The following is a 22,930-nucleotide window of genomic DNA, read 5'->3' as shown; positions in this document are numbered from 1 at the left end:
CCCCGCCGGCGGGGAGCTGCAAGGATGGGGCCCGTGACAGGAGTACTCGTTCTCGCAGGCACCCCCATCGGCGACGTCTCGGACGCCCCGCCCCGGCTCGTCGACGAACTGTCCACGGCGGACGTCATCGCGGCCGAGGACACCCGGCGGCTGCGCCGGCTCACCCAGGCACTCGGCGTGACCCCGACCGGGCGGGTGGTCTCGTACTTCGAGGGCAACGAGGTCGGCCGCACCCCCGAACTGGTCGAGGCGCTGCTCGGCGGCGCCCGGGTGCTGCTGGTCACCGACGCCGGCATGCCCTCGGTGTCCGACCCCGGCTACCGGCTGGTCGCCGCCGCCGTGGCCGCCGACGTCAAGGTCACCGCGGTGCCTGGCCCCTCGGCGGTGCTCACCGCGCTCGCGCTGTCCGGACTGCCGGTGGACCGCTTCACCTTCGAGGGCTTCCTGCCGCGCAAGACCGGGGACCGGGCCAGGCAGCTCGCCTCGGTCGCCGCCGAGCCGCGCACCATGGTCTTCTTCGAGGCGCCGCACCGGATCGCCGAGGCGCTGGCCGCGATGGCCGAGGCGTTCGGGCCGGAGCGGCCGGCCGCCGTCTGCCGCGAGCTCACCAAGACCTACGAGGAGGTCAAGCGCGGGCCCGTCGGCGAGCTGGCGGCCTGGGCGGCCGAGGGCGTCAGGGGAGAGATCACCGTCGTCGTCGCGGGCGCCCCGCCGGCCGCGCCCGAGGAGCTGACCCCGGCCGAGCTGGCCCGGCTGGTGGCCGTCAGGGAGGAGGCCGGGGAGCGGCGCAAGGAGGCCATCGCGGCCGTCGCGGCGGAGCTCTCGCTGCCCAAGCGGGAGGTCTTCGACGCGGTCGTGGCGGCGAAGAGGGAAGGCCTGGGGGGAGGCCCGGGAAAGGAGTGAATTCCGGGGGTTGCGTTGCTCACGGGGAGTCGTACCGTGGAGAGAAGGCCCCGGTAAACACCCACCGAGCTGAAGTTTCGGTCGCGGTTGGCGGTCCTGGAGAGGCCCTGCGTATAGGGCTTCCCAACCCGCATCCAAGTCTTCACAAGTGGGGCATCGGCCGAGGCGGTCCGGGCATTTCCTGGTAGGGAAAGACCCAGCCGGACGAGCGTCCGGCGGGCGCTGGGAGACGGCTATGAGCGAAGTTGTCGGTAGCCCCCGAAGCGGCAGCGCACTGAGCACCGCCGGCCTGGCCGGCAGGCCGCACGCTCCCGTCGAGACCGTACGGGAGGCCTACTCCTTCGCGTGCCTGCGCTGCGGGTACGGCTGGGAGCAGGCGTACGACATCGAGCACCACGTGGCCAAGGACGGGCACGTCGTGTTCGAGTACCACGCCAACGGCGTCCGGGTGCCGTCCCCGCTGCTCAAGCCCACCTGCCCCGGGTGCGGCGGCCACACCGTGCGGATCATGCGCGAGGGCCGGGTGGCCTCCGCCGACCAGGCCTGGCAGCACGCCCCCGGCTACCCGGCGCACGCCGAGCCGGCCGGGACGCCCCCGGTGCCCGAACCCGTCCGGCCGCGCGGACGCTGGGCCCGGTTCTGGTCGCGGCTGCTGGGCTGACACCGGGGCGACGAGGAGGACCGCCCCCGGCCGGGAAACAACTCGGTCGAGGGCGGTCCGCGCGCCCGACTAAACTTTCCGACCATGGCGGCCACTGCAGACCACAGCACCACCGGGGCGAGCGCCCCGGCGTACTACGTTTCCACCCCGATCTACTACGTCAACGATCGCCCGCACCTGGGCCACGCGTACACCACCGTGGCGGGCGACGTCCTCACCCGCTGGCACCGCCAGCGCGGCGAGAAGGTGTGGTACCTGACCGGCACCGACGAGCACGGTCAGAAGATCATGCGGACCGCCGAGGCCAACGGCGTCAGCCCGCAGGAGTGGTGCGACAAGCTGGTCGAGGAGGCCTGGAAGCCGCTCTGGCGGCACCTGGAGATCGCCAACGACGACTTCATCCGCACCACCGAGGAGCGGCACACCGCCCGGGTGCAGGAGTTCGTCCAGGACCTGTTCGACAAGGGCGAGATCTACAAGGGCGGCTACTCCGGCCCGTACTGCGTCGGCTGCGAGGAGTTCAAGCTCCCGGCCGAGCTGCTCGACGGCGCGACCGCGGACGAGAAGCTCTGCGCCGTGCACAAGCGGCCGGTCGAGTGGCTGGAGGAGGAGAACTACTTCTTCCGCCTCTCCGCCTACGGCCCGCGGCTGCTGGAGTTCTACGCGGCCAACCCGGACTTCATCCAGCCCGCCTCGGCCCGCAACGAGGTGCTGCGCTTCGTCGAGCAGGACCTCAAGGACCTGTCGATCTCCCGCTCCACCTTCGACTGGGGCGTGCCGCTGCCCTGGGACGAGAAGCACGTCCTGTACGTGTGGGTGGACGCCCTCCAGAACTACATCACCGCGGCCGGCTACGGCAGCGACCCGGAGCGCTTCGCCGAGCTGTGGCCGGCCTCGGTCCACCTGGTAGGCAAGGACATCCTGCGGTTCCACGCGGTGATCTGGCCCGCCATGCTGATGGCCGCGGGGCTGCCGCTGCCCAAGCGGGTCGTGGCCAACGGCTGGCTGATGGTCGGCGGCGAGAAGATGTCCAAGTCCAACCTGACCGGCATCGCGCCCACCGACCTGACCTCGCACTTCGGCGTGGACGCGTACCGCTACTACTTCCTGCGCGCCATCCCGTTCGGCACCGACGGCTCGTTCTCCTGGGAGGACTTCACCGCCCGGTACACCTCCGAGCTGGCCAACGACTTCGGCAACCTGGCCTCCCGGGTCGCCGCGATGGTCGGCAAGTACTTCGACGGGGTGCTGCCCGCCGCCACCGCCGCCGGTGACGCCGAGCAGGCCGTGGCCGACGGGCTGACCAGGGCCGTCGGGACGGCCGACCGGAAGATCGGCGAGGAGCTGGACTTCGCCGGCGGCCTCGCGGCGATCTTCGAGTTCGTCAAGCAGGTCAACGGCTACCTCACCGAGCAGGAGCCCTGGAAGGTCGCCAAGGACGACTCGGCGGAGGGCCGGGCGCGCCTCGCGACCATCCTCTACACCGCCGCCGAGGCGCTGCGCGCCACCGCCGTGCTGCTCAACCCGGTGATGCCGACCACCGCCGAGAAGCTGTGGGACTCGCTGGGCGCCGAGGCCGCCGGGCTGGGCGCGCTCTCCGCGCAGACCGTCGCCACCGTGGCGGACTGGGGCCGGCTGCCCGTCGGTGCCACCGTCACCAAGGGCGAGATCCTCTTCCCGCGCCTCGAAGAGAAGCCGACCGCCTGACATGGCGGCCAAGGACGACCGGTCGACCCCGCCGCCGCTGCCGGAACCCCTGGCGGTGGCGGTGGCCGACTCCCACACCCACCTGGACATGCAGTCCGGCACCCCGGCCGAGGGCCTGGCGAAGGCCGCCTCGGTCGGGGTCACCACGGTGGTCCAGGTGGGCTGCGACGTGCCCGGCTCGCGCTGGGCCGCCGACCTGGCGGCGCAGTACGAACAGGTGCACGCGGCCGTCGCGCTGCACCCCAACGAGGCGCCGCGGATCTTCCTCGGCGACCCGGACGACTGGTCCGGGCAGCGGCGGAAGGCCGGCGGCGCCGCCGCGCTGGACGAGGCGCTCGCCGAGATCGACCGGCTCGCCGCGCTGCCCCAGGTGGTGGCGGTCGGCGAGACCGGCCTGGACTACTTCCGCACCGGCCCCGAGGGCGTGGAGATCCAGAAGGAGTCGTTCCGCCGGCACATCGAGATGGCCAAGCGGCACGGCAAGGCCCTGGTCATCCACGACCGGGACGCCCACGAGGACGTCATCGCCGTCCTCCTGGAGGAGGGCGCCCCGGAGCGGACGGTCTTCCACTGCTACTCCGGCGACGCGCAGATGGCCAGGACCTGCGCCGAGCACGGCTGGTACCTCTCCTTCGCCGGCCCGGTCACCTTCAAGGCCAACCAGCCGCTGCGCGACGCCCTGCTCGCCACCCCGCAGGACCGGATCCTGGTCGAGACCGACGCCCCGTTCCTCACCCCGCACCCCTACCGCGGGCGCCCCAACGCCCCGTACCTGATCCCGGTCACGGTGCGCGCGATGGCCGCCACCCTGGGGCTGGCCGAGGACGAGCTGTCCGCGGCCATCGCGGCGAACACGGCGCGGGCCTTCGGGTACTGAGCACCGCTCCGAGGGGGCCGTTCCGGATCGGCGGGTCCGGGCGGCACCCCGTGCGCCCGTATCCTTGGCGCGTGAGCACCACCGACCCCACCCCTGACAGCAGCCCCCAGCCTCCGGCCGGGGGGACCCCCTTGCTGGGCAGCGCCGACATCCGGGAGCTGGCGGCAGCGTTCGGCGTGAAGCCGACCAAGCAGCGCGGGCAGAACTTCGTCATCGACGGCAACACCGTGCGGCGGATCGTCCGGGCCGCCGACGTGACGGAGCAGGACGCGGTGGTGGAGGTCGGGCCCGGGCTCGGCTCACTGACGCTCGCGCTGCTGGAAGTGGCGCGGCACGTGACGGCGGTCGAGATCGACCCGGTCCTGGCGCAGCACCTGCCGGACACCGTCGCGGCCCGGATGCCCGGCAAGGCGGACTCCTTCGACCTGGTGTTCAGCGACGCCATGGAGGTCACCGAGCTGCCCGGCCCGGCGCCCACCGCGCTGGTCGCCAACCTCCCGTACAACGTCGCCGTGCCCGTCCTGCTGCACATGCTGGCGACCTTCCCCAGCATCGAGCGGACCCTGGTGATGGTGCAGAGCGAGGTCGCCGACCGGCTCGCCGCCAAGCCGGGCAGCAAGGTGTACGGCATCCCGTCGGTCAAGGCCAACTGGTACGCCGAGGTGAAGCGGGCCGGCGCCATCGGGCGGAACGTGTTCTGGCCCGCCCCCAACGTCGACTCCGGGCTGGTCTCGCTGATCCGCCGCGAGCCGCCGCAGACCACCGCAAGCCGCGCGGAGGTGTTCGCCGTCGTGGACGCCGCGTTCGCCCAGCGGCGCAAGACCCTGCGCGCCGCGCTGGCCGGCTGGGCGGGCTCCGCCGCCGGGGCCGAGCAGGCGCTCGCGGCCGCCGGCATCGACCACAAGCTGCGCGGCGAGATGCTGACGGTGGAGCAGTTCGCCGCGATCGCCGAGCACAAGCCGAAGGCCGGGGACGCGTGATCACCGTACGGGTACCGGCCAAGGTCAACGTCCAGCTGGGGGTCGGCGGGCTGCGCGCCGACGGCTTCCACGACCTGGCCAACGTCTTCTTCGCCGTCGCCCTCGGTGACGAGGTCACCGCCTCCCCGGGGGAGGGCGTGACGCTGAGCTGCACCGGTCCCGACGCCGCCGTCGTCCCGCTCGACGACAGCAACCTCGCCGCCCGCGCCGCCCGGCTGCTCGCCGCCCGCCACGGCATCGCCGACCCGGGCGTGCACCTGCACATCGCCAAGGCCATCCCGGTGGCCGGCGGCATGGCCGGCGGCAGCGCCGACGGCGCGGCGGCCCTGCTCGCCTGCGACGCGCTCTGGCAGCTGGACACCCCCGTCGAGACGCTGCTGGAGCTGGCCGCCGAACTCGGCTCCGACGTGCCGTTCGCCCTGGTCGGCGGTGTCGCGCTGGGCCGCGGCCGGGGCGAGATCCTGGAGCCGCTGGCCGTCGAGGGCACCTTCCACTGGGTCTTCGCGGTCGCCGAGGGCGGCCTGTCCACCCCCGCCGTGTTCCGCGAGTGCGACCGGTTGCGCGAGGAGGCCGGCACCGGCTCCGGCGACACCGACGTCCCCACCCCGGACGCCGACCCGGCGCTGCTCGCCGCGCTCGCCGAGGGCGACGCCGTCGCCCTGGCCACCGCGCTCACCAACGACCTCCAGCCCGCCGCACTGTCGCTGCGCCCCTCGCTCAGGGCCACCCTGCGGGCCGGCACCGAGGCGGGCGCGCTCGGGGCGCTGGTCTCCGGATCCGGGCCGACCTGCGCCTTCCTGGTCAAGGACGCCGAGGCGGCCGCCGCGGTGGCCGAGGCGCTGCGGGCCTCCGGCACCTGCCGGACCGCGCACGCCACGCACGGGCCGGTGCCGGGGGCGTCCGTGGCGGGCTGACGCGGTGATGGTGTTCCGGCAGGCCCATTAGGCTGGGGAGATCGGGGTGTCCCGAGAGGGGCGCCCGGCCGTCGAGCGGCGGGCCGCCCCGCGACCGCCGAACCCAGGAGCGCTGCACACGTGGCCGTCAACCTCGCCACCATCGAGTCCGTCACGAAGGTCTACGGGACCCGCGCTCTGCTGGACGCGGTCAGCCTGGGCGTCAGCGAGGGCGACCGGATCGGCGTCGTCGGCCGCAACGGCGACGGCAAGACCACCCTGATCCGGATGCTCGCCAAGCTGGAGGAGCCCGACGGCGGCCGGATCACCCACTCGGGCGGGCTCCAGATGGCCGTCCTCACCCAGCACGACTCGCTCGACCCCGAGGCCACCATCCGGCACGAGGTGATCGCCGACCGGGCCGACCACGAGTGGCTCGGCGACGCCCGGATCCGCGACATCATCGAGGGCCTCTTCGGCGGCCTCGACCTGCCCGGCTTCGCCGACGGCCTGGACACCGTGATCGGCCCGCTCTCCGGCGGCGAGCGCCGCCGGATCGCCCTCGCCAAGCTGCTGCTCGGCTCGCCCGACCTGGTCGTCCTCGACGAGCCCACCAACCACCTCGACGTCGAGGGCATCAACTGGCTCGCCGACCACCTCAGGAAGCGCCGCTCCGCGCTGGTCTGCGTCACCCACGACCGCTGGTTCCTCGACCAGGTCTGCACCCGGATGTGGGACGTCCAGAACGGCGAGGTGCACGAGTACGAGGGCGGCTACTCCGACTACGTCTTCGCCCGGGCCGAGCGCTCCAGGATCGAGGCCGTCGAGGAGCAGAAGCGCCAGAACATGGCCCGCAAGGAGCTGGCCTGGCTGCGCCGCGGCGCCCCCGCCCGTACCTCGAAGCCGCGCTACCGGATCGAGGCGGCCAACGCCCTGATCGCGGACGTGCCGGAGCCGCGCGACAAGTCCGAGCTGATGAAGTTCGCCAACGCGCGGCTCGGCAGGACGGTCTTCGAGCTGGAGGGCGTGACCGTCAAGGCCGGCCCGAAGCTGCTGCTGGACAACCTCACCTGGCAGTTCGGCCCCGGCGAGCGGATCGGCCTGCTCGGCGTCAACGGCGCCGGCAAGACCTCGCTGCTGCGCGCCCTGCGGGACGCGTACGCCTCGGAGGGCGACGTCCAGCCGGCCTCGGGCGTCATCAAGGTCGGCAAGACCGTGCGACTGGCCTACCTGTCGCAGGAGGTCGTCGAGCTGGACCCGGCCATCCGGGTGCTCCAGGCCGTCGAGCAGGTCCGCTCGCGGGTCGACCTCGGCAAGGGCCGGGAGATGAGCGCCGGCCAGCTGTGCGAGCAGTTCGGCTTCGGCAAGGACAAGCAGTGGACGCCGGTCGGTGACCTGTCCGGTGGCGAGCGGCGCCGGCTCCAGCTGCTGCGGCTGCTGATGGACGAGCCCAACGTGCTGTTCCTGGACGAGCCCACCAACGACCTGGACATCGAGACGCTCAACCAGCTGGAGGACCTGCTCGACGGCTGGCCCGGCTCGATGATCGTCATCAGCCACGACCGCTTCTTCATCGAGCGCACCACGGACACCGTCCACGCGCTGCTCGGCGACCGGAAGATGCGGATGCTGCCGAACGGCGTGGACGAGTACCTGGAGCGCCGCGCCCGGATGGCCGCCGCCGCTGCTTCGGCGGCTTCGGCCGCCTCCGCGGCCTCCGCCTCCTCGACGGCCGCGGGCGCCTCCGACGACGGGGGCGCTGCTCCCGCGCTGTCCGGCGGGGACCTGCGGGCGGCGAAGAAGGAGATGCAGAAGCTGGAGCGGCAGATCGCCAAGCTGGACGAGAAGGAGTCCAAGCTGCACACCCAACTCGCCGAGCACGCCGCCGACTTCTCCAAGGTCGCGGAGCTGGACGGGCAGCTGCGTGCCGTCCGGGACGAGAAGGAGGAGCTGGAGATGAGCTGGCTGGAGCTGGCCGAGCAGGTCTGAGACCGGGCGTTCGGCAGTTCGGTCGTTCAGTCGTTCGGCGGTCCAGTCGTTCGGTCGTTGGTCGCTCAGTCGCTCAGTCGCTCAGTCGCTCAGTCGTTCAGTCGTGGCGGAGGAGTGTTTCGAGTTCCTCCGCCGCGGGGCCCAGCGCGCTGCGGGTCGGGTCGTGCGGGGCCGTCGGACGGGCCGCCTGGTTCGTCGGCGGGCGGTGCGCGTGGGCGGCGGCGGTCAGCTCGTCCAGAGCGTGCCGCACCCGGTCGACCTCGGCCGGGTCCGGCACCCGGCCGCCGTACCGGATCTGCGCCGCGAAGGCCGCCACCGCGCCGCCCAACCGCTCCAGCGCCGCTGTCGCCGGCAGCCACCGCTCGGCGAGCCGGCCGGTCGGGGGCGGTTCGGCCAGCCCCTGCTGCACCTCCTGGCGGGCGTCCGCCAGCGACCGGTAGGCCGTGCGGCGCAGCCACACCTGGGCGCTGCCGGTCCGGGCGGCCGTGCTCCTTTCGGTAGCGGGGGCCCCGGTGGCGGCGTCCTCGGCAATTGCGTCCTCGGCGGTGATGGCGGTCCCGGCGCTGCCGGCCCCGGTGGTGGCGTCCTCGACGACGGCGTCGAGGTAGGCCCGCAGGGCCGTCGTCGCGTCGACCAGCCTGGGCTCGATGCGGTGGCGCGGGCGTTCCGGCCACAGCAGGTATCCGAAGAGCAGGACGATCACGCTGGCCAGCACGGTGTCCAGGACCCGGGGCCAGAACTCGGCGGCGCTGCTCTGCCCGCCGAGCTGGAGCAGGATCAGCGCCATCGGCGTCATCACCACGGTGTTCAGCCCGTAGTGCGCCGCCGTGGCGTACGGGAGCAGGGCCACGCAGACCGCGGCCATCGCCGTCAGCGCCCACTCGTCGGTGGTGGCCAGGAGCAGCCCCGCGGTCACGGCCACCCCCAGCACGGTGCCGATCGACCGGCTCACCGCGCGAAGGAACACCGAGCCGAGATCGGGCTTGAGCACGAAGGCGATCGTCATCGGCACCCAGTAGCTCTTGCTGAGCGGGTAGTTGGCGGTGACCGCCGAGCCGACCGCGATGCACAGCGCGACGCGCAGCCCGTACCGGACCGACCCCCGGGACAGCAGCCGCGCCCGCAGCCGCCAGGGGTCCGGCGGCGGCGCGGGGGCGGTGCCGAGCCGCACCTCGCGGCCGGCCACCGTGTCGGCGGCGGCGCGCAGCGCCACGTCCAGGGCCTGCCGGGAGGGGGTGTCGGGCCGCCAGTCGGGGACGACGACCTCGCCGCCGCCCCGCCGCACGGCCGCCGCCAGCAGGTTCGGCACCTCGGCCACCTCCGGCGGGACGGGGCGCCGGGCCCACAGCAGGCCGGTCGCGGCCTCGGTGGCGGCGAGGGCGGCCTCGTACATCCGGCCGCGGCGATGGTCCCGGCGGCCCTCGCGGGGGAGGAGGTCCTGGAGCCGGTTCAGCCGGGCCGTCAGCACCTGGCGCGAGGCGGCCGCTCGCGGGCCGCCCAGGTCGGCGAGGGTGCGGCCGAGCGCGTCGTACGCGGCGGCGAGCGCCCGGTTCCGCGGATCGGCGGCGGACCGCTTCGGCGTGCCCGGGAGCAGTCCGAGCAGCACCACGAACGCGGCCCCGAGCGGCATCATCGGCGCCGCCGCCCACCACGGCTGCGGCAGCGGCATCCCGCTGCCCAGCGCGGCCGACACCAGCAGCAGCATCCCGGCCGCCGAGCCGCGGGGACCGGTCGCGCTCAGCGCGCCGGAGGCGAAGGCGGTCAGCGTCAGCACGACACCGAGGACGAGACCGTCCGCGTCGGCGTGCTGGAGGGCGGTGCCGATCAGCATGCCGAACGCGGAGGCGAGGACGGCCGTCCCGATCCGGGCGGCCCGCAGCCTGGTCGGCTCGGCGCGGTCGTTCATCGTCGCGTGCATCGCCCCGAGCCCGGCGAACACCCCCAGGTCCAGCCGGTGTGTCAGCAGCCCCACCGTCAACGGCACCGCCATGCCCGCCGCCGCCCGCACCATCAGCGCCACCGGCAGGGGCGGCCGTGCCGGCCGCGCGGCGCGGGCCCACCAGGCAGCCGAGTCGGGGGAGCCGGGGGAGCTCATGGGGACACGTCCGTTCTGCGGCCTTGGGTCGCTGCTGTGCGACATTGCGCGGCAGATGGGGCGTACCGGGTCAGTCTACCCAGGGCCGCATCGGCGGCCCGTACGTGTCAAGTTCGTACCGATCGCTTTCGGCCGGGCCAAGGGCCCTGCCGGTCCGACAGGGGTGGTGGCTACGATGACGGAGGCGGAAACCGTCCACAGGGCGGGCGGTGAACCGACCAGGACGGTACGACCCAGAAGTTGACGGTGTGTTGCGGCCCGAGGTCGCCCGGGGCGCCCCGGGCGCGCGGGCGGCGTACGGGGGAGAGGTGAACTGCTGTGGCAGAAGGCGACGGTAACGGGTCGGGGACTCCTGCACCGGCGAACCCTTCGGGGGACACGACGCCGTTCGTGCTGGAGAAGAAGCTCCCGTGGCCCTTCGGCGGGGTCAACATCGCTCCCTTCGTCAGCACCGCGCAGACGAACGTCAGCGCCGGCGACCTGGTGGCGGCCTTCGGGAAGCAGGACGTCCAGGTCGAGATCGACACGCTCACCGAGTTCACACGGAAGATCGAAGCCCTGCTCCTGGTGATGGAGGGGTCGGCGGCTGCACCGTACAACGTGCAGGAGCAGAAGTTGCAGGGGCAGCACCTTGCCAGTGCGACGTTCATCGAAGCGACCGACCTGACCACCGCCTACGGCCGGGTGCACGCAGAGCTCGTCAAGCTTCACAAGGATTTCGTCTCTCAGATCCAGGCCATGAAGGACGCGGTCGCGACGTCGGCGAGCCAGTACGCGACCAACGAGGACCACACGACGTCCGCGCAGAACGCGGTCGCGGCTGCGGCCAACGGGTCCTCGTCCAAGCGGACCGAAGTCAGCTACTGACGGTGTCCTGGGCGAGAGAGATACGGGGAGACGGGGAGTAGGCATTGTCAGGCGGAACTGATTTCGAGAGCAGCAGCCACAAGGCGCTCATTGCGATGGTCGAGAAGACCAATCCCGCGATCGTATTGACCCGTGGCACTCAGCTCCAGTCGGCGGGCCGTGTTCTGAAGGAGCTGAGCGCGGCACTCAAGTCGCATGTCGGCAACGTCGCCTGGGAAGGCCCGGCTGCCGAGAGTTTCAAGACCTGGGCCGGCAACCTGCAACTGTCCGCCGAGAAGCTGGGCGGCTATTCGGCGAGCGCGGGTGATGCCATGCACCAGGCCGGGGAAGCACTCAGCACTGCCAAGGCCGCTATGCCGCCGGAACCGCATGACGCCCTCAACTGGGTGGAGGGGCGCAAGACGCAGAAGCCTGATCCCGTGGTGATCAAGCAAATGCAGCTTGTCTCCATCAAGCCGGACAGCAGCCCCAGCGCGTCGGAGATCGACGCTGCGATGAGGCGCAGTGTCGGCGACAAGTGGGTCACCGAAACGCAGGCCATGGCCGGGACGCGTGAGATCTACATGGCGCACCAGGAAGCCATCCATCAGATGGAGAAGCTGGCGCAGGCATACGTCGCGGCGACGACGACGCTCAACGGGCTGGGCGACGGCCTGGTGTTGCCCGGGACGCCTGGCGCATCCAAGGACCGCGGAGATGCTTCGGATTACTCAAGCGGTGGCGGTTCCACCGGCGGCTCTGGTAGTTCCGTTCGCGTTCCACGCACAGGCAGCAGTACTACTGGAGGATCGTACGGTCCGACTGGCGGTAATTTTGGTGGAGGATCGGTCGCGCCGCGTGATCCGGGTAGCTGGCAGGATCCGTCAACTCCTGTCCGCAACAGTCCGATTCCTCCACAGGGCGGCGGCCAGCTGCCGCCCGCGCCACAGGACCCGAACTCCTCGATTCCGCCGTCCTATCCGTCGGACCCGGTTGACCGCCCAGGCACCGGCTTGAACAGCCTGCCGACCCTCCCGACCCAGACCGGTCCGTACGGTCCCGGCGGCGGCCAGCTGCCGCCGGACGGGCCGACCACCCTTCCCGGCTACCCGAACGGGCCGAGCGGCCAGACCAACGGACCCGGCGTCCCCGGTGGGCCGGTGCCGGGTATCCCGATCGGACCGGGCGGCGGACAGATCCAGAGCAGGGGCGGGGGCGGTGGCCAGGTCCAGCCGCGTATGGCGCCGTTCGGCGGTGGCCCCGGGCAGGGCAAGGGCGGTACCCCGGGACTGCCCAGCGGAACGGTCTTCGGCAACCGCGAGGCGGGGCCGGGCAGCGGCCGGGTCGGCGGGCCGAACGGCGCGGGCGGCATGCACCCCGGTATGGGCGGAGCCCACGGCGGTGCGATCGGTGCCGGCGCCGGTTCACGTGGCCGGGGCCTGTCCTCCACGACCGGGGGTGCGGTCGGAGGCCGCAAGGGACCTGTCGCGGGCGGTGAGTTCACGCCCGGCGGTACGGGTCTGCGAAACCGTGCGGCGAGCGTCGGCGAGAGCGGTGCCCAGGCTCGGCAGAGCGGCATGATGGCCCCCGGCATGACGGGCCACGGCGGCCGGAACGAGCGCGACCGCCGCAAGCGGGCCGACTACCTGCACGAGGACGAGGAGACCTGGACCAGCGGTACGCCGCACGGCAACCCGGACGTGATTGAGTAGGACGGCAACGACTGCCCGGCCACTGGGCCTCCCCAGTGGCCGGGCAGGCTTGTTCGGGGCACGCTTCCCGGTCGACGAAGAGACTGACGAGGAGTTGTGATGGGGCGGACGAACGCGCGAGCGCGTTGGCGGGCTGCTGCTGCGGTATTTCTGGCGGCTGGATTCGTTGTCGGCCTGGTCACGGCACCGGCATTCGCAGGCGACTCGATCCGTGAAGACCAGTGGCACCTGGATGCCATGAATGCCGCCGAGATGTGGAAAGTCTCCAAAGGGGAGAACGTCACCGTCGCGGTAATCGACAGCGGGTTCAAGCTGGATCACCCGGACCTCGCGGGGCAGTTCCTTGCCGGTAAGGACTTCAGCGGAAGTCCTGGTGGCGTTGGATCCTACGTGAAGGGCCACGGCACCCAGATGGCGAGCCTCATCGCCGGGACCGGTAAAGCGAACGGTGGTAAAGGCGCGTACGGCCTGGCCCCTGGCGCCAAGATCCTTCCGCTGAAGATCGCCAATGGCGACGAGGGCTCGGTGCTCAACTCCGAGTTCATGGGGCAGATCGGGCAGGCGGTCACCTATGCGGTGGAACAGGGTGCGAAGGTCATCAACATCTCTCAGGGGACGAACGCGGTTTCGGTCAACCCTGAAGATGTCGAAAAGCTGAACAAGATCCTGGCCCGGGCGCGAGCCAAGGGAACACTCGTGGTCGCCAGTGTCGGGAACTCGGCGCAATCGGGGAATCCGGTGGAATATCCGGGCGCTCTTCCCAACGTGGTCGGAGTCGGTGCCTCCGACAGGAGCGGGGCGGTGACTGCCGAATCGGAGCATGGCCCTCAGGTCACTCTTGTTGCGCCCGGTATGGACATGATCGCGTCCTGTACCGGGGCGACCGGATTCTGCAAGGGGCACGGCACGTCGGACGCGGCGGCCGTGGTGTCGGCCTCGGCTGCTCTGGTGTGGTCGGTGCATCCGGAGTGGACGGCCAACCAGATTCTTCGGGTTCTCATCAATACAGCCGGTAAGCCGAAGGATGGATCCGAGCGCACGGATGACGCCGGGTACGGTGCGGTCCGGCCGCGAATTGCCTTGACGTCTCCGGGGGACCCAGGCCCTTCGGGTCAGTCGCCGCTCCCGGCTGACGCTGCCGCGCCGTCCACCGTTCCGTCTCTGGGTGCGAGTGTGTCTGCCCGCCCATCGGCGGCGCCGGTGCCGACCGAGAGCCCGACCGATGTGGCGGTGGGTGCGCCGACGGCGCAGCCGGTGGCGGAGAAGTCGTCGGGTTCGGGTAGCGCGTTGCCGATCGTGGCGGGTGTGGTGGCGGGTCTGGTGCTGGTGGCGGGTGTGGTGTTCGCGGTGGTGCGGCGTCGGCGGAAGCCGGTCGTGCGGCCGGAGGTCCAGGCCCCGCCGGTGCCGGCGCAGCAGCCGCTGGGGGCGGTGGCGCCGCCTCCGCCGTCGTATCGGCCGCCGGTGCCGCCGGAGGACAACCCGTACGCGAAGTAGGTCGAGTTGGTGGGGGCGCTGGATGTGGGCTCGTAGGTTTGTGTGCCTTGGGGCTGTGAGTCTGTGTGCGGTGGGGACTGTGGTGACGCCGGCCATTGCCGAGGACACGATTCGGCAGCAGCAGTGGCATCTGGAGGCCATGCGCGCTGCGGAGATGTGGCAGGTGACCAAGGGGCAGGGCGTCACTGTCGCGGTGATCGACAGCGGGTTCAAGTTCGATCATCCAGACCTGGATGGACAGTTCCTGCCGGGCAAGGACTTCAGTGGAAGCCCTGGTGGTGTGGGGTCGTTCGCGGACGGCCACGGTACTGCCATCTCCAGCCTCATCGCCGGTACTGGCAGGGGAAACGGGGGGACCGGCGCGCAGGGGCTGGCGCCTGGCACCAAGATCCTTCCGTTGAAGATCAACACCGGTAAGGTCGGATCGCTCGTATCGACCGACTTCCTTGATCAGATCGGCCAGTCCATCACTTATGCGGTGGACCAAGGGGCGAAGGTCATCAACATCTCGCAGGGCATCGAGGCGGTAACGGCCCTCCCGGCTGATGTGGCGAAACTGAATGGGATCATCGCAGGAGCCCGCGCGAAGGGCGTTCTGGTATTTGCCAGCGTCGGGAACGGGGCCGACAAGGGAAATCTGGTCGAGTATCCGGGGGCACTTCCGGGTGTGGTCGGCGTCGGGGCCTCGGACCAGAACGGCACCGTCACGGCGGAGTCCGAACGGGGCCCGCAAGTAGCGTTCATCGCACCTGGTCAGGACGTAATGTCCGCCTGCACCGGTGCCACGGGTTACTGCAAGAGCCATGGGACCTCGGACTCGACCGCTTTGGTGTCGGCCTCGGCGGCATTGGTCTGGGCCGTCCACAAGGACTGGACGGGGAACCAGGTCCTGCGGGTTCTCATCAACACTGCGGGAAAGCCGAATGACGGGTCACCCCGCAACGACATCGTCGGCTACGGTGCGGTGCGGCCGCGTATCGCGTTGACGGATCCGGGTGATCCCGGGCCGGCGGACGTGTCGCCGATTCCCGTCAACACGGCTACGCCGCCCGTGGGGTTGCCTTCGGCAAGTTCGTCTGTTGTTGCGTCGGCGGCGCCGGTGCCGACCGAGAGTCCGACCGATGTGGCGGCCGGTGGGTCGACGGTGCAGCCGAAGGCGGAGGGGGCGTCGGGTTCGGGCAGTGCGGTGCCGATCGTGGCGGGTGTGGTGGCGGGTCTGGTGCTGGTGGCGGGTGTGGTGTTCGCGGTGGTGCGGCGTCGGCGGAAGCCGGTCGTGCAGTCGGAGATCCAGGCCCCGCCGGTGTCGGCGCAGCAGCCGCTGGGGGCGGTGGCGCCGCCTCCGCCGTCGTATCGGCCGCCGGTGCCGCCGGAGGACAACCCGTACGCGCGGTAGGTGCGTTGGCGGGACAGCGGGCACGAGGGCGTCGGGTTCATCCCGGCGCCCTCGTCTGTGTCGGCGGGCGGCGGACGGCGAGCGGGGAGTGCGGGGCGGCGTGGGGTGGTGGGGTGTGCGCCGGGGTCACTCGGGTGGGGGCTGGCCAGGGCCGAATGGGGTGGCGAGGGTGGTGGTATGGATGCGGAGGGTGCTTGGCAGGCCGGGCAGTTGCGGCGGGCGGCGACTGCGGCGTTGATCGGGACGGCGATCGAGTTCTACGACTTCTTCATTTACGGCACGGCCGCCGCGTTGGTGTTCGGGCCGGTGTTCTTTCCCGGACTGGGCACGGTGGGGGCGCTGTTGGCGGCGTTCTCGGTGTACGCGGTGGCGTTCCTGGCCCGGCCGGTGGGGGCGGTGGTGTTCGGGCACTTCGGGGACCGGGTGGGGCGGAAGGCGACGCTGGTGGTGTCGCTGCTGCTGATGGGGCTGGCGACGGCGGCGGTGGGGCTGCTGCCGGGGTACGCGGTGTGGGGCTGGTGGGCGCCGGCGGTGCTGGTGGTGCTGCGGGTGTGCCAGGGCGTCGGGTTGGGCGGGGAGTGGGGCGGTGCGGCGCTGCTGATCGCGGAGAACGCGCCGGCGGGGCGGCGGGGGCGGTACGGGGGGTTCCTGCAGCTGGGGCCGACGATCGGGTTCGTGCTGGCGAACGGGGTGTTCCTGGCGCTGCAACTCGGCCTGGACGAGGGGGCGTTCCGTGCCTGGGGTTGGCGGGTGCCGTTCCTGGCCTCGTTCGTCATGGTCGCGGTGGGGCTGTTCGTACGGCTGCGGATCGAGGAGTCGCCGCTGTTCCGGACGGAGGAGTCCCGGGAGCGGCTGCCGGTGCTGGAGGTGCTGCGCGGGCACTGGCGCCCGGTGCTGGCGGGCGGTGGGGCGATCACCGTGGGGTACGCGCTGTTCTACCTGACCACGACGTACGCGCTGGCGTACGCGACGACCGGGCTCGGGGTGCCGAGCACGCTGATGCTGTCGATGCTGCTGGCCGGCGCGGTGGGCATGGCCGCGACGGTGTGGCTGAGCGCCTCGCGCAGTGACCGGTGGGGCAGGCGGCGGACCCTGCGGTGGGCGACGGGCCTGGCCGCGGTCTGGTCGCCGGCGCTGTTCCCGCTGCTGGAGACGGTGAGCCGGCCGCTGATGTTCGTCGCGCTGGCGGGGGCGATGGCCGTGCTGGGCTGCGTGTTCGGGCCGGTGGCGGCGTTCCTGCCGGAGCTGTTCCCGACCCGGGTGCGCTACACGGGCGCGGCGCTGACGTACAACCTCGGCGGGGTGATCGGCGGTGCGACGACGCCGCTGGTGGCCACCCGGCTGACCGGGACGTACGGGACGGCGCAGCCGGTGGGCTGGTACCTGGCGGCGCTGGGCCTGCTGGCCCTGGGGTGCCTGCGGCTGCTGCCGGAGACCCTCGGCGCGGAGCTCGGGCCGGTGGACGGCGGCCGACGCCGGACGCCCCTGCTGGGGACGGACCCGGCGGCGTAGGAGCGTGCGCGGCCCGGCCGGCGGCGCGGGCGCGGTCGGCCCGGAGGACCGATTTCCCTTCCGGACCCGGAGCCGTGTAATGTCTTCCTTGTTCGACCGGCCCGGCGAAAAGCCCGGCAAGCCCCTATAGCTCAGTCGGTAGAGCGTCTCCATGGTAAGGAGAAGGTCTGCGGTTCGATTCCGCATGGGGGCTCCACAGAAAGACCCTCGCCTCGCGGCGGGGGTCTTTCGCGTTCTCCGGCCTGTTCCGCACCGGCGACACGCCACGGCCTAGCGGGTCGGGTACGGAATGCGCTGTGATGGTGCGTCATCGGCCGCCCGGCCCGAGGGGTGCGGGCGCGAGCCGGACCCCGACCGGGAGGGCGTCATGGGCGTTCGACTCGTGGTGGTGGACGACCACCGGCTGCTGGCCGAGGCGCTGGCCACCGCACTTCAGCTGCGCGGACACCGGGTGCTCGCGGTCGGCTCGCCGGCCGGCGTCGCCGCGGACCTGGTGGTCGGGCGGCGGCCCGAGGTGTGCCTGCTTGGGGTGGCCGCTCCGGGGGAGTCGGAGGCCTTCGACGGGCTGCGCCGGATCCGTCGCGAACGCCCGGAGGTGGCTGTGATCGTGCTCGGCCCGGTGGGTGAACTACGCGGTGTCGCAGGGGCGTTCGCGGCAGGGGCGGCCGGCTACGTGCCCAGCGACGAGCGGATCGAAGTGGTCGAGCGGGCGATCGGACGGGCGCGCGCGGGCGAGGCCGCGGTCGCGGTGGACATCCTGCGCGGGGCCTTCGACCAACTGCTGCGCCCGGTGGCCGAACCGGACGACGAGGCCGTCCGGCTGCTGCGGCTGCTGACCCGCCGTGAGGTGCAGGTGCTGACCCGGATCGCGGACGGCGAGGACACCGCGGCGATCGCCGCCGGGATGCGGATCGCCGCCAGCACCGCCCGTACCCACGTCCAGCGGGTGCTGATGAAGCTCGGCGCGCGGACCAGGCTGGAGGCGGCCGCGGTGGCGGCGCGCACCGGTCTGCTGGAGCGGATGGCCGGGGGCTGAGGGCCGCGGGAGGAGCCCGGACGGAGCCGCCGGAGCCGGCGGCGAGGGCCGGCGGAGGCGACCCGCGGGAGACGGCGGGTGTCCGGGGGCCGGGGACCGGGTGAAGAGGCCGGAAGCGGTCGCCCGGGTGGTCCTGAGCACCCCGATGGGATTGGGAGAATGAGCCCAGTCGTTCGCATTCCGTCGATGGCTCCCGCCCGCCGGGCGGACCGTCGTTCGCTGGAGGTCGCAACATGAGTAAGTACCTGGTCACGGGTGGCGCCGGTTACGTCGGCAGCGTGGTCGCCGCTCACCTGCTGGAGGCGGGGCACCAGGTGACCGTCCTGGACGATCTCTCCACCGGCTTCCGTGAGGGCGTCCCGGCCGGTGCCGAGTTCGTCGAGGGCAGGATCCAGGAGGCCGGGACGGTGCTGGACGGCTCCTTCGACGGCGTGCTGCACTTCGCCGCCTCCTCGCAGGTCGGCGAGTCGGTCGCGGACCCGGAGAAGTACTGGCGCAACAACGTGGCCGGCTCGCTGGAGCTGATCAGCGCGATGCGCGCGGCCGGCGTGCGCAAGCTGGTGTTCTCCTCCACCGCCGCCACCTACGGCGAGCCGGAGGCCGTGCCGATCGCCGAGACGGCCCGCACCGCGCCGACCAACACCTACGGCGCCACCAAGCTCGCCGTGGACCACCTGATCACCAGTGAGGCCGTCGCCCACGGCCTGGCCGCCGTCTCGCTGCGCTACTTCAACGTGGCCGGCGCGTACGGCGCGTACGGCGAGCGGCACGACCCCGAGTCGCACCTGATCCCGCTGGTCTTCCAGGCCGCGCTGGGCAAGCGCCCGCACATCGCGGTGTACGGCGACGACTACCCGACCCCGGACGGCACCTGCATCCGCGACTACATCCACGTCGCGGACCTGGCCGAGGCGCACCTGCTGGCGCTGGACGCGGCCAAGCCGGGCGAGCACCTGATCTGCAACCTGGGCAACGGCAGCGGCTTCTCGGTCCGCGAGGTGATCGAGTCGGTCAAGCGCGTCACCGGCCGGGAGATCCCGGTGCAGGTCGCCGGCCGTCGGGCCGGCGACCCGGCGGTGCTGGTGGCCTCGGCCGCCCGTGCCCACGAGGCGCTCGGCTGGACCCCGCGCCGCGCGAACCTGGACGACATCGTCTCCGACGCCTGGAAGTTCACCCTGGCGAACAACGGGGAGTGAGCAACACGCCGGTACGCGAAGGCCGGTGAGCAACACGCTGGTACGCGAAGGCCGGCAGCCGCAGGCCCGACCACCGCGGGGTGCCGCTCCCGGACGTTCCGGGAGCGGCCCCCGGGCGGCCCCCGAGGGGTCAAGTCCGGCCACTCACGCGTCTTCTGACGAAACTTCACCATATCGCCACGAGCGCGTTTCCCGCCCCGTACGCTGAGTGCGGTACCGGTGGGGGCCGGCGCCCTTTCGGTCTCACCGACCATCGGTGGGCGGGCGGAGCCGCAGGTCCGGGACACGGATGCCGGGCCGGTACCCGCCCCCGGGCTCGGGCGGTCTGAGCAGGGGGAGGGACGATGGCGCGGATTCGCGTCCTGGTGGTCGACGACCACCGGATCTTCGCCGAGGCACTGGCCGCGGCGCTCGCCGCCGAGCCGGACGTGGAGGTGGGGGCGGCCGGCAGTGCCGCCGCCGCCGAGCGGGCCTTGGAACGGGCGGCCGGTGAGGGCCGGGCCTACGACGTGGCACTGATCGACGCCGACCTCGGCGCCCTCGGTGCGGAGGCGGCCGGCCCGGCGGGAGCGGCCGGAGGCCTGGGGACTGTCGGTGGTTCGGGGGTGACCGGCGGTCCGGGGACGCCCGGAGTGCACGGACTGCCCGCCGCCGCCCGCAGGCGACCCGGCGCGGAGCACGGCGACGAGGCCCGGCGCAGGGGGACCCCGCCGGTGCCGCAGCCGCGCCGCCCGGCGGTGCCGCCGGTCCCGCTGTCGGGTGGGCTGTCGCCCGGTGTCCGTCCCGCGATGGACCCGCTGCGGGGTGACCAGCTCAGACCCGCGGCCCCGCCGCCCGACGGCATCACCCTGCTCGCCCGGCTCCGCCGCGCCCACCCCGGGCTGCGCGCCGTGGTCCTGGCCATCGCCGACGACCCGCACCGTGCCGCCCGCGCCCTGCACGCCGGCGCCACCGGCTGGGTGGCCAAGGAGAGTTCGCTGGCCCGGCTGCTCGCGGTGATCCGGGGCGTGCTGCGGGACGAGACGCACCTGCCGCCCGCGCTGCTCACCGGGGTGATCCGGGAGCTCACCACCGCCCGGCGGGACCGCACCGAGAGCGAGCGGCTGGTGGACACCCTCACCCCGCGGGAGAAGCAGATCCTGCGCTGCATGGTCGCGGGCCTCGGCCGGCAGGCCGTCGCGGAGCGGCTCTACCTGTCGCCGCACACCGTCCGGACGCACATGCAGAACGTGCTGGGCAAGCTAGGGGTGCACTCCACGCTGGCGGCCGTCGCGGTCGCCCGCCGGGCCGGGGTCAGCCCCGCCGAACCGGCCGTGCCCCCGCCGCCCTCGGTGGCCAGCACCGTCGAGCGCCCCTGACGGAACCCGGCCCGCGGAGGGGCCGCCCGGGGAGGAGCCGCCCACGGGAGAGCCGCCCGCGGAAGACCGTCCGAGAAGGAGTCGTCCGGAGGCCCGTCAGCCCGGGATGTTGTCGAACGGCGCGACCAGCCGCCGTAGCAGCGCCGCGAGTTCGGTCTGCTGGCCGCCGGTGAGCTGGGCGAGCAGTTCGCGTTCGTGGGCGAGCAGTCCGGCGAGCGCCTGGTCGGCGCGGTCGCGGCCGTCGCCGGTGAGCCGGACCAGCACGCCGCGCCGGTCGTCCGGGTCGGGCAGGCGCTTGACCAGGCCCTTGCCGGTGAGCCGGTCGATCCGGTTGGTCATGGTGCCGGAGGTGACCAGGGTCTGGGTGAGCAGTTGCCCGGGGGAGAGCTGGTACGGGGAGCCGGCCCGCCGCAGGGCGGTCAGGACGTCGAACTCCCAGGGTTCCAGGCCGTGCTCGGCGAAGGCGGTGCGGCGGGCGCGGTCCAGGTGCCGGGCGAGCCGGCTGACCCGGCTGAGCACCTCCAGCGGCTCCACGTCGAGGTCGGGGCGCTCCCGGCGCCATGCTGCGACCAGCCTGTCGACCTCGTCCTCCATGACGATCAGTGTATCGGTGGATGTGTCGATGTGAAGTCTCTTGACATCGAGAAATGTGCCAGCAAGGCTACCGCGAGATATCTTGATGTCGAGATACCTGCGAGGTGAACCATGACCAGCCCCGTCTGGGACCCGGCGCAGTACCTGCGCTTCGCCGACGAACGCACCCGCCCGCTGCACGACCTGCTCGCCCGCGTCCCCGCCCTTCCGCACCCCGGAGCCGAGGTGATCCTGGACATCGGCTGCGGCCCCGGCAACTCCACCGCCGTGCTGCGCGAACGCTGGCCGCACGCCCGCCTCACCGGCGTCGACAACTCCGCCCCGATGCTCGCCACCGCCCGCACCGAGGGCGAGCCCGGCGCCGACTACCTGCTCGCCGACGCCCGCGACTACGACCCGGCCCCGGCCCGGCCCGACCTGATCGTCTCCAACGCCACCCTCCAGTGGGTGGACGGGCACCTGGCGCTGCTGCCGCGCTGGGCGGACGCCCTCGAACCCGGCGGGGTGCTCGCCTTCCAGGTGCCGGGCAACTTCGACGCCCCGAGCCACACCCTGCTCGCCGGGCTGCGCCGCGGCGCCCGCTGGCGGGACGTGCTCGGTGGGGAGGCGGTCAGGGCCGGCGTCCACCCGCCCGAGCGCTACCTCGACGCGCTGGCCGCGGCCGGCTGCCTCCCCGACGTCTGGGAGACCACGTACCGCACCCTGCTGCCGGGGCCCGACCCGGTCCTGGAGTGGGTCAAGGGCACGGCGCTGCGCCCGGTCCTCACCAGGCTCACCGACCCGGCCGACCGGGCCGCCTTCCTCACCGAGTACGGGCGGCTGCTGCGCGAGGCGTACCCGGCGGGGCCGTACGGGACGGTGTTCCCGTTCCGGCGGATCTTCGCGGTCGGCACCCGGCGGTAGGTCCGCGCGCGGCGTCAGGCCGGTGTCGGGCCGGCGCCCGGTGTCAGGCCGGCGCCCGGCGTCAGACCGGGACCCAGGGGCGGCCGGGCCTCAGCCCTTGCGGTCGCCGACCAGCCTCGGGTGCCGCTCCAGGCCCTCCAGCCCGTGCCAGGCGAGGTTCACCAGGTGCGCCGCCACCGTCGCCTTGTCCGGCTTGCGGACCTCCAGCCACCACTGCCCGGTCAGCGCGACCATGCCGACCAGCATCTGCGAGTACATCGGGGCCAGCCGGGCGTCGAAGCCGCGCGACTTGAACTCCAGCCCGAGGATGTCCTCCACCTGCGTGGCGATGTCGCTGATCAGCGAGGCGAAGGTGCCGGTCGACTGGGCCACCGGGGAGTCCCTGACCAGGATCCGGAAGCCGTCCGTCGAGGTGTCGATGTAGTCCATCAGCGCGAACGCGGCCTGCTCCAGCAGCTCGCGGGAGTGGCCGCCGGTCAGCGCCCCGGTCACCATGTCCAGCAGCAGCTGCATCTCGCGGTCGACCACGACCGCGTACAGCCCCTCCTTGCCGCCGAAGTGCTCGTACACCACGGGCTTGGACACCCCGGCGCGCTCGGCGATCTCCTCCACCGAGGTGCCGTCGTAGCCGCGCTCCGCGAAGACCGTCCGGCCGATCTCCAGCAGCTGCTCGCGCCGCTGCTTGCCGGTCATCCGGACCCGGCCGCCCCGGCGGCGCGGGGTCGGGGTCGAGCCGCCGCCGGCGCCCCGGGCGGGGCCTCCGTCGGCGGAGCCGGCCGCC

General features: G+C 72.7%; 19 protein-coding genes and 1 tRNA gene. 17 read left to right on the top strand and 3 right to left on the bottom strand.

Annotated elements, in window-relative coordinates; all coding sequences use genetic code 11:
* The first annotated feature begins 33 nt into the window (after positions 1 to 33).
* From rsmI to ACIQOW_RS34070, 7 genes are all read left to right on the top strand, one after another.
* A complete protein-coding gene (gene rsmI / locus ACIQOW_RS34100) occupies positions 34 to 903 on the top strand; it encodes a 16S rRNA (cytidine(1402)-2'-O)-methyltransferase (RefSeq protein ID WP_401091559.1) in 870 nt (289 codons plus the stop codon).
* Positions 904 to 1,138: 235 nt separating this feature from the next.
* Entirely contained in the window at positions 1,139 to 1,564 is a 426-nt protein-coding gene (locus tag ACIQOW_RS34095) for a hypothetical protein (RefSeq protein WP_401091558.1), read from the top strand.
* A gap of 84 nt (positions 1,565 to 1,648) precedes the next feature.
* On the top strand, positions 1,649 to 3,271 hold the full coding sequence (metG, locus tag ACIQOW_RS34090; RefSeq protein WP_401091556.1) for a methionine--tRNA ligase: 1,623 nt from the start codon (positions 1,649 to 1,651) through the stop codon (positions 3,269 to 3,271).
* Position 3,272: 1 nt separating this feature from the next.
* Complete coding sequence (locus ACIQOW_RS34085; RefSeq protein ID WP_401091554.1) at positions 3,273 to 4,148, top strand: TatD family hydrolase; 876 nt, start codon at positions 3,273 to 3,275, stop codon at positions 4,146 to 4,148.
* Positions 4,149 to 4,219: 71 nt separating this feature from the next.
* Positions 4,220 to 5,128, top strand: coding sequence for a 16S rRNA (adenine(1518)-N(6)/adenine(1519)-N(6))-dimethyltransferase RsmA (gene rsmA / locus ACIQOW_RS34080; RefSeq protein ID WP_401091552.1), 909 nt, complete (start codon positions 4,220 to 4,222; stop codon positions 5,126 to 5,128).
* Entirely contained in the window at positions 5,125 to 6,042 is a 918-nt protein-coding gene (locus tag ACIQOW_RS34075; RefSeq protein WP_401091550.1) for a 4-(cytidine 5'-diphospho)-2-C-methyl-D-erythritol kinase, read from the top strand. The genes rsmA and ACIQOW_RS34075 overlap by 4 nt, the downstream gene beginning before the upstream one ends.
* A 120-nt stretch (positions 6,043 to 6,162) precedes the next feature.
* Positions 6,163 to 8,010 (top strand): ABC-F family ATP-binding cassette domain-containing protein, encoded by a 1,848-nt coding sequence (locus tag ACIQOW_RS34070; protein ID WP_401091548.1) that lies wholly within the window; start codon positions 6,163 to 6,165, stop codon positions 8,008 to 8,010.
* A gap of 97 nt (positions 8,011 to 8,107) precedes the next feature.
* Here the strand turns inward: ACIQOW_RS34070 and ACIQOW_RS34065 are convergent, their stop codons facing one another.
* Positions 8,108 to 10,105, bottom strand: coding sequence for an FUSC family protein (locus ACIQOW_RS34065; RefSeq protein ID WP_401091546.1), 1,998 nt, complete (start codon positions 10,103 to 10,105; stop codon positions 8,108 to 8,110).
* Positions 10,106 to 10,495: 390 nt separating this feature from the next.
* On the opposite strand from ACIQOW_RS34065, the gene ACIQOW_RS34060 reads away from it, so the two are divergent.
* The 9 genes from ACIQOW_RS34060 (at position 10,496) to ACIQOW_RS34020 (ending at position 20,652) form a co-directional block, all read left to right on the top strand.
* On the top strand, positions 10,496 to 10,972 hold the full coding sequence (locus ACIQOW_RS34060) for a hypothetical protein (protein ID WP_401091544.1): 477 nt from the start codon (positions 10,496 to 10,498) through the stop codon (positions 10,970 to 10,972).
* A 95-nt stretch (positions 10,973 to 11,067) separates the two neighbouring features.
* Positions 11,068 to 12,663, top strand: coding sequence for a WXG100 family type VII secretion target (locus ACIQOW_RS34055; protein ID WP_401091542.1), 1,596 nt, complete (start codon positions 11,068 to 11,070; stop codon positions 12,661 to 12,663).
* 99 nt (positions 12,664 to 12,762) lie between these two features.
* Positions 12,763 to 14,157, top strand: a complete 1,395-nt coding sequence (mycP, locus tag ACIQOW_RS34050; RefSeq protein WP_401091540.1) for a type VII secretion-associated serine protease mycosin — start codon at positions 12,763 to 12,765, stop codon at positions 14,155 to 14,157.
* A 70-nt stretch (positions 14,158 to 14,227) separates the two neighbouring features.
* A complete protein-coding gene (locus tag ACIQOW_RS34045) occupies positions 14,228 to 15,550 on the top strand; it encodes a S8 family serine peptidase (protein WP_401091538.1) in 1,323 nt (440 codons plus the stop codon).
* A gap of 177 nt (positions 15,551 to 15,727) precedes the next feature.
* Positions 15,728 to 17,062 carry an MFS transporter gene (locus ACIQOW_RS34040; RefSeq protein ID WP_401091536.1) on the top strand — a complete coding sequence of 445 codons (1,335 nt, stop codon included), beginning with the start codon at positions 15,728 to 15,730 and terminating at the stop codon, positions 17,060 to 17,062.
* A 120-nt stretch (positions 17,063 to 17,182) separates the two neighbouring features.
* Positions 17,183 to 17,258 (top strand) — tRNA-Thr (locus ACIQOW_RS34035).
* 171 nt (positions 17,259 to 17,429) lie between these two features.
* Positions 17,430 to 18,098 carry a LuxR C-terminal-related transcriptional regulator gene (locus ACIQOW_RS34030; RefSeq protein WP_188294716.1) on the top strand — a complete coding sequence of 223 codons (669 nt, stop codon included), beginning with the start codon at positions 17,430 to 17,432 and terminating at the stop codon, positions 18,096 to 18,098.
* A 233-nt stretch (positions 18,099 to 18,331) separates the two neighbouring features.
* Entirely contained in the window at positions 18,332 to 19,294 is a 963-nt protein-coding gene (galE, locus tag ACIQOW_RS34025) for a UDP-glucose 4-epimerase GalE (protein ID WP_401091534.1), read from the top strand.
* A gap of 344 nt (positions 19,295 to 19,638) precedes the next feature.
* Positions 19,639 to 20,652 (top strand): LuxR C-terminal-related transcriptional regulator, encoded by a 1,014-nt coding sequence (locus ACIQOW_RS34020; RefSeq protein ID WP_401091532.1) that lies wholly within the window; start codon positions 19,639 to 19,641, stop codon positions 20,650 to 20,652.
* A 96-nt stretch (positions 20,653 to 20,748) separates the two neighbouring features.
* On the opposite strand, the gene ACIQOW_RS34015 is transcribed toward ACIQOW_RS34020, so the two are convergent.
* Positions 20,749 to 21,246, bottom strand: a complete 498-nt coding sequence (locus ACIQOW_RS34015; protein WP_401091531.1) for a MarR family winged helix-turn-helix transcriptional regulator — start codon at positions 21,244 to 21,246, stop codon at positions 20,749 to 20,751.
* A 111-nt stretch (positions 21,247 to 21,357) separates the two neighbouring features.
* Between ACIQOW_RS34015 and ACIQOW_RS34010 the strand changes: the two genes are divergently transcribed.
* Entirely contained in the window at positions 21,358 to 22,149 is a 792-nt protein-coding gene (locus tag ACIQOW_RS34010) for a methyltransferase domain-containing protein (RefSeq protein ID WP_401091529.1), read from the top strand.
* Between the two features lie 90 nt (positions 22,150 to 22,239).
* On the opposite strand, the gene ACIQOW_RS34005 is transcribed toward ACIQOW_RS34010, so the two are convergent.
* Positions 22,240 to 22,842 carry a TetR/AcrR family transcriptional regulator gene (locus tag ACIQOW_RS34005; protein WP_030259955.1) on the bottom strand — a complete coding sequence of 201 codons (603 nt, stop codon included), beginning with the start codon at positions 22,840 to 22,842 and terminating at the stop codon, positions 22,240 to 22,242.
* Positions 22,843 to 22,930 lie beyond the last annotated feature (88 nt).

Origin of the sequence: Kitasatospora sp. NPDC091335 (genome assembly GCF_044757205.1) — a bacterium.
Lineage (GTDB): Bacteria > Actinomycetota > Actinomycetes > Streptomycetales > Streptomycetaceae > Kitasatospora.
This window is presented reverse-complemented; position numbering and strand designations above follow the sequence as displayed.